5 protein-coding genes and 1 pseudogene are annotated in these 7,150 nt (G+C 40.3%); 4 read left to right on the top strand and 2 right to left on the bottom strand.

Features of this window, described 5'->3' with window-relative positions; genetic code table 11:
* Positions 1-444 (top strand): annotated as a pseudogene (locus A3854_RS02235) (UDP-3-O-(3-hydroxymyristoyl)glucosamine N-acyltransferase); the annotation flags it as partial.
* A gap of 146 nt (positions 445-590) precedes the next feature.
* Here the strand turns inward: A3854_RS02235 and A3854_RS02230 are convergent.
* Both A3854_RS02230 and pta read right to left on the bottom strand, forming a co-directional pair.
* Positions 591-1,787: an acetate kinase gene (locus A3854_RS02230; RefSeq protein WP_084041141.1), complete on the bottom strand. Its 1,197-nt coding sequence runs from the start codon at positions 1,785-1,787 to the stop codon at positions 591-593.
* 1 nt (position 1,788) lies between these two features.
* The gene (pta, locus tag A3854_RS02225) at positions 1,789-3,156 is read right to left on the bottom strand and encodes a phosphate acetyltransferase (protein WP_084041140.1); all 1,368 of its coding nucleotides are present in this window, start codon (positions 3,154-3,156) and stop codon (positions 1,789-1,791) included.
* A 68-nt stretch (positions 3,157-3,224) separates the two neighbouring features.
* On the opposite strand from pta, the gene flgH reads away from it, so the two are divergent.
* From flgH to A3854_RS02210, 3 genes are all read left to right on the top strand, one after another.
* Complete coding sequence (flgH, locus tag A3854_RS02220; RefSeq protein ID WP_084041139.1) at positions 3,225-3,932, top strand: flagellar basal body L-ring protein FlgH; 708 nt, start codon at positions 3,225-3,227, stop codon at positions 3,930-3,932.
* A gap of 344 nt (positions 3,933-4,276) precedes the next feature.
* Positions 4,277-5,422, top strand: a complete 1,146-nt coding sequence (locus tag A3854_RS02215) for a hydrogenase small subunit (protein ID WP_084041138.1) — start codon at positions 4,277-4,279, stop codon at positions 5,420-5,422.
* Positions 5,423-5,431: 9 nt separating this feature from the next.
* Positions 5,432-7,150, top strand: coding sequence for a nickel-dependent hydrogenase large subunit (locus tag A3854_RS02210; RefSeq protein ID WP_084041137.1), 1,719 nt, complete (start codon positions 5,432-5,434; stop codon positions 7,148-7,150).

Here is a 7,150-nt window from a genome sequence, read left to right as displayed (position 1 = left end):
GGCTTTGGCTATGCGCATACAAAAACTGGTGAGCATGTGAAAATTTACCACAATGGCAATGTGGTTTTAGGCGATTTTGTCGAGATCGGTGCTTGCACGACTATAGATCGTGGCGTTTTTGAAAGCACGATGATCGCAAACTACACAAAGATAGACAATCTCGTTCAAATAGGCCACAACTGCGAGCTTGGAAATGGCTGCCTAATCGTCTCACAAACTGGCCTTGCTGGCTCAACAGTACTAGGCAGAAACGTCGTTATGGGCGGACAAAGCGGCTCAGCTGGTCATGTAAAAGTGGGTGACTTCGCGCAGATCGCTGCACGTGGAGGCGTTAGCAAAGACCTGTCTGGCGGCAAAAAATACGCCGGAGCTTATCCAATAATGGAGCTTTCAGATCAGTTTAAACTCCAAGCAAAAATTTTGAGATTTTTTAAGAAAAATTGATTGCAAGCTTTTGCGAGCTTAAAATCGCAAAAGCTTTTTATATCGTAGCCTAAAAATGCTAATTCTATTTTAAAATGAGCTAGACTTAAAATTTATATGTTGAGTTTGGCAAAACACAAATTAATCATTTTATTTTAAACATCTATTTATTTGGCTTTGTTCTCTTTTATTACTCTAGCCGTTTCTATTGCGATTTCTAGCTCTTCGTTTGTTGGTATGATGAGCGTTTTTATCTTAGCGTCATCCCCGTCTATGCATCTCTCGTCTCGCATGTCTTGGAAATTTAGATCGTGATTTATGTGAATGCCAAGATGCTTTAGTTCATCACAAATTTTTTGCCTTGTATTTGGTGCATTTTCGCCGATACCGCCAGTAAATATAAGTGCATCAACGCGTCCTAAAATGGCGTAATATGAGCCAATATATTTTTTCACTCGGTAGCAAAACATCTCAAAAGCAAGCTTTGCTCGCTCGTCGTTTTGCATTTTAGCTACAACCTCTCTCATGTCGCTTGAGCCACAAATTCCAAAAAGTCCGCTCTTTTTATTTAAAAAGTTATCGATCTCATTCCACTTTAAAACGCCGATATTTAGCAAGTAAATGACCACAGCTGGATCCATATCGCCGCTTCTTGTACCCATTATGAGCCCTTCAAGTGGGCTAAGTCCCATCGAGGTATCGATACTTTTGCCATTTTGTACTGCACAGGCTGAGGCGCCGTTGCCTAAGTGAAGCGAGATAGCGTTAAATTTATCAAATTCTATGCCAAGCATTTTGGCCGCTTGCTTACAAACATATCTATGTGATGTGCCATGAAAGCCGTATTTTCTGATGTGATGAGTCTTGCAAACGTCATAAGGTAGAGCGTAGCGGTAAGCGTACTCTGGCATGCTTTGATGAAATACCGTGTCAAAAACGACCACGTGAGGCACATTTTTGCTCTCTTTCATCGCGTTTTTAATGCCAGCAAGATGCCCTGGATTGTGAAGTGGGGCAAGCGGACTTATCTCCTCGATCTTTTTGATGACACTTTCATCAACGATCATTGAGCTAAAAAAGCTCTCGCCGCCGTGAACTATCCTGTGTCCGATGCCATCAAGCTCGCTTAGATCGTGCAAGGTGTGTGATGTAACAAAGAGCTCGTTCATCGCCTCAAGTCCGTCATGGTGGTCTTTTATAAAGCGTTTTATCTCGTAGGTTTCGCCATTTGCTTTTAGTACCGCTCTTGAGCTGGAGCTACCGATTTGCTCGACTAGACCGCTTGCTAGACTGGTTTTGGTATCCATTGCAAAAAGTTGAAATTTTATTGAGCTACTACCCGAGTTTAAAACCAAAATTCTCATATTATTCTCCTGCTTGTATGGCGCTGATTAAGATAGTATTTACCACGTCTTCAACGAGGCAACCGCGGCTTAGGTCATTAACTGGCTTTTTTAATCCTTGAAGTATCGGACCCACAGCTAGGGCGTTTGCACTTCGCTGAACTGCTTTATAACAGATATTTCCGCAGTTTAAATTTGGAAAGATAAAGACATTTACATGCCCAGCCACATCAGAGTTTGGCATTTTTTTACTAGCCACGCTTAGATCAACTGCCGCATCAAACTGAATAGGCGCAGCTATTTTTAAATTTGCATCAAGCTCGCTCGCCTTTTTAGCAGCCTCTTTTATAAATTCTACATCAGGCCCACTTCCACTATCAGCCGTAGAGTAGCTTAGCATAGCGATCTTTGGACTAATACCAAAGGCACTTGCTGTTTGAGCACTACTTAGCGTGATACTAGCTAGCTCATCTGCGCTTGGATTTGGCGTGACGGCGCAGTCAGCAAAGAGCAAAATTTCTTCTTCAAGTGCCATGAAAAATGCCCCACTTACCACGCTTACACTTGGCTTTGTTTTTATTATTTGCAAGGCTGGGCGGATCGTATCAGCCGTGCTCATCGTAGCGCCGCTTACCAAGGCATCGGCTAAGCCTTCATGAATTAGCATCGTAGCAAAGTAAATTTTATCTTTTGCAAGCGTATTTGCCTTGCCTTCATCCACGCCTTTATGTTTTCTAAGCTCATAAATTTTCTTTGCAAATTCATTTGTTAGCTCGTTTTGTTCTGGATTGATCACTTTGGCTTTGCTTAAATTTAGCCCCAAAGCGGCCGCTTTTTTTGAAATTTCATTTTCAAGTCCTAGCAAGATTATATTTGCCGCGTCTTTTTCTAGTACGATATGAGCCGCTTTTAAAATTCTCTCATCGTCGCTCTCTGGTAAAACGACGGTCTTGTTTGCCGCTTTAGCTCTTTTTAGAAGCAAGCTTTGAAATTTAAAAGGAGTGACGATCTGGGTTTGATAGTTTAAAATTTCATCGATCTTATCGGTGATTAGAAGCTTTGAGTTTGGATTTAGCGCTTTTAGCTCGCTTGCGTTTTCGTCAAAAATTGGAGCGTTTAAATTTCTGGCTAGTTTTAAATTTAGCTCGCTTTTGCCAAAGACGCTAAAGTCCTCACAGCCAAGAACTATGACAAAGTCGCTTTTGGCTTTTAGCTCTTCAAATTTATCAATAAATTTTAGAAAAAATTCTTTTTCATTTGAATTTATTAAGTTATTTTTATCGTTTTCATCTGGGATTATCTTAAAAATCTCAACTTTTTTGAATTTTGTAGCTATAATTTCTTGCAGATGTGCTAAATTTTTGTCTGTAAAAACGTAACAACTTTTCATTTGCGACCTTTTTAGGAACTTAAATTGCTTAATTTTAGCACAAAGATACTTATTTTAAGGCATTTTTTATGAACCATAAAACGATTTGGCTCGTCTTATCTGCGGGCATTATTTGCACTGGCTGCACACCAAGTGCTGATCCTCATATCAATATGAAACCCCCAGTTTATGTCGAGCAACTCCCTTCAAAAGATAGTGGCAGCGGTCAAAGCAACGCCGGCAGCCTCTTTGGTAAGGGCGAGAATCCTCTTTTTTCAGATAGAAAAGCGATGAATGTAAATGATATCGTGACTATCGTCATCTCAGAAAATGCAAGCCAAACTTCAACTGGTAGCAAAAGTACCAACAAAGATAGCACCATTTCGCTTGGTGGCGGTGTTTTCACAGCTGGGGCTGCACCGCTTTCAACTGTGGCTGATAATCTAAACAAATACGGCGATATCGGCTTTAAAGCAGGCGGTGGCAATAAATTTACAGGAAGTGGCACGAGCAACAGAAGCGAGAAATTTACCGCAACCATTTCAGCCAGGATCATAAAAATACTAAATAACGGCAACTATTTCATAGAAGGTAGCCGCGAGCTACTTATAAACGGCGAAAAGCAGATCATGCAAGTAAGTGGCGTTATCAGGCCTTACGACATCTCACAAAACAATGAAATCGACTCAAAATACATAGCTGATGCTAAAATTTTGTATAAAACAGAGGGCGAGCTAGACAAATCTACCAAAAAACCTTGGGGCACAAGGCTTATGGAGGCTATCTGGCCATTTTAATGCAACTTTAAAAGCCTAAATTTCATCCATTTGGGCTTTTAAAAATTCATATCTCAAAAATTTCTCTCGCCTTAAATATGCTAAATTTTTAAAAATTATTAAAAATTATAATTGATATTTACTTTCAGAATAATGTACTTAAAATATTGAAAATTCATCAAAACAAAATAAAATTTTTCAAAATATTATTTTTTATATTTTGAAAATATATCGCAAAAAAGGGATTTTAAATTTTTTAGTTAAAATTTATTTAATTATAAATACTAATTTTATAAAATAATTTTTTACTTCTTTAAACAAAGATATTATTAACAAAAGTAAAATTTTCAAGCAAAGGAGCTTATATGAATAATGACTTGCGTCAAAAGATAGATAGACGCTTAAGTGAGCTTAGTGCGTTGCCTAAGATGAAAAGCGACTCGAGTATTGCGCAGCTTTTAAAAGAGAAGGGCTTTACGAGGCGTGATTTTATGAAGTGGGCTGGTGCGATGACAGCTTTTATGGCTCTACCAAGTGCGATGACACCGATGGTTGCTCGTGCTGCTGAGCTTAGCGATAGGCTTCCTGTGATATGGCTTCATATGGCAGAATGCACAGGCTGTAGCGAGAGCTTACTAAGAACCGATGCTCCAAGCATAGATAGTCTTATATTTGACTACATAAGTCTTGAATACCACGAAACTATCATGGCAGCCTCTGGTTGGCAGGCTGAAGAAAATTTAGAGAGTGCGATCGAAAAATACAAAGGCAGATACATCCTGCTAGTTGAGGGCGGTATCCCAACTGGTGCGACTGAAAATTTTCTAACAGTTGGACCTCATGGCACAACAGGTAAAACACATGCTGTGAATGCTTCAAAAGACGCAGCTGCTATCTTTGCGATCGGCACCTGTTCTAGCTTTGGTGGCATTCAAGCTGCAAGGCCAAATCCATCAAATTCAGTGGGACTTTCAAAGGTAACTGATAAACCAGTTATTAATGTTGCGGGCTGTCCACCAAGTGAGAAAAATATCGTTGGCAACGTGCTTCACTTCTTGCTTTTTGGCACACTTCCAGCACTTGATGTTTACAATAGACCAAAATGGGCTTATGGCTTAAGAATTCACGATCTTTGCGAAAGACGTGGTCACTTTGACGCTGGCGAGTTTGTCCAAAACTTCGGTGATGAAGGCGCAAAAAATGGCTACTGCTTATACAAAGTAGGTTGCAAAGGTCCATATACATTTAATAACTGCTCACGCGAGAGATTTAACCAGCACACATCGTGGCCAGTTCAAGCAGGTCACGGCTGTATAGGCTGCTCAGAGCCAGACTTTTGGGATACGATGGGACCATTTGAAGAGCCTATGGCAGATAGACTCTTTGATACTGTTTTAGGTCTTGGAGCTGATAATGTCAGCGACAAAGTTGGCATTGGAATTTTAGCTCTTACAGGCATTGGCATAGCAGCTCACGCTGTCATAGCTTCTATGAGTAAAGATAAAGAATAAGGCGAAAAAATGAGTGAAAAAAGAATAGTAATAGACCCTATAACACGTATCGAGGGACACTTAAGAATAGAAGTTGTTGTAGATGAAAATAATATCGTAAAAGAGGCGTATTCTGGCTCAACTCTTTGGCGTGGCTTAGAGCAGATCGTAAAAGGCAGAGACCCAAGAGATGCTGGCTTTTTCATGCAAAGAATTTGTGGCGTTTGTACATACTCACACTATAGAGCAGGCATCATCGCAGTTGAAAATGCCCTTGGTATCAAGCCTCCATTAAATGCAGAGCTAACTAGAACGCTTATGAATGCAGCTTTATATCTTCACGATCACATCGTGCACTTTTATCAGCTCCACGGCATGGACTGGGCGGACGTAGTCTCCGCACTAAGCGCAGACGTACATAAAGCTAGCGAAGAGGCGTTTAAATACACTGATTTGCCATTTGCCACAGGAGCTGACAAGCTAAAAGAGGTAAAAGAGAGAGTTGAAGCCTTTGTTAAAAAGGGCAACCTTGGACCATTTGCCAACGCATACTGGGGACATAGTACATATAAATTTACGCCAGAGCAAAATTTAATCGTCCTCTCACACTACTTAGAGTGCTTAAGGATTCAAAGAACAGCAGCTCAGATGATGGCTATCTTTGGTGCTAAAAACCCACATCCACAAAGCCTAACAGTTGGCGGTGTGACTTGCGTGATGGACCTTATGGATCCAGCTAGAATGGGCGAATATATGAGCAAATTTGCTGAGATTAAAGAATTTGTAGATAGAGCTTACTATCCAGATATCTTGATGGCAGCTAAAGCTTATGGTAATGAGCCAAGCGTTCTAAACGATGTTGGTGTGGCAAATTTACTTTGCTACGATGAGTTTTTGATTGGTAAAAATGATCATCTATTTAAAGGTGGCTATATCTTAAATGGCGATCTTAACAAGGTTTATGATATCGATGAAAATAAAATCACTGAAGAGGCTACTAGGTCTTGGTATAAAAACGACAAAGCTCTTCATCCATATGATGGCGAGACTGAGGCAAACTACACTGGCCTTGTTGATGGCGAAAGCATAGACGCCGAGGGCAAACTAGCCCATAGTAAACTTTTTGATACAAAAGGCAAATACAGCTGGATCAAAGCACCAAGATATGATGGCTTGCCTATGCAAGTGGGTCCAATAGCAAGTATCGTTATAAACTACGCTAGAGGCAACGAGAGAGTTAAAAAAGTAGTTGATGAGTTCTTGTCAAAGAGTGGCTTGCCACTAAGCGCAGTTTTCTCAACTCTAGGCAGAACCGCTACTCGTATGCTTGAGGCAAAAGTAGTTGCAGAGCATACAATGGATGCATTTAATGCCTTGGTAGAAAATTTAAAATCAGATCAAGAGACCTGCGCAAAATATGTAATCGATAACAAAAAAGAGTACAAAGGAAATTTCCAAGGCAATGCCCCAAGAGGTGCGCTTAGCCACTGGTGCCGCATAAAAGATGGTGTTATCACAAACTGGCAAGCAGTCGTGCCAAGCACATGGAACGCCTCTCCAAAAGACGCACAAAATCAAATGGGAAGCTACGAAGCGTGCTTAGTTGGTTTAAAGATCGCTGATCTTTCAAAGCCACTTGAGATAATACGAAAAATTCACTCTTATGATCCTTGCATCGCATGCGCTGTGCATGTTATGGATACAAAGGGAAATGATTTGAGTACTTATAAGATAAATCCAAATTTGTAA

Origin of the sequence: Campylobacter concisus, from assembly GCF_002092845.1 — a bacterium.
In the GTDB taxonomy this organism is placed as follows: Bacteria; Campylobacterota; Campylobacteria; order Campylobacterales; family Campylobacteraceae; genus Campylobacter_A; species Campylobacter_A concisus_AQ.
The sequence above is the reverse complement of the archived record's forward strand: the minus strand, read 5'-3'. Positions and strand labels throughout refer to the sequence as shown.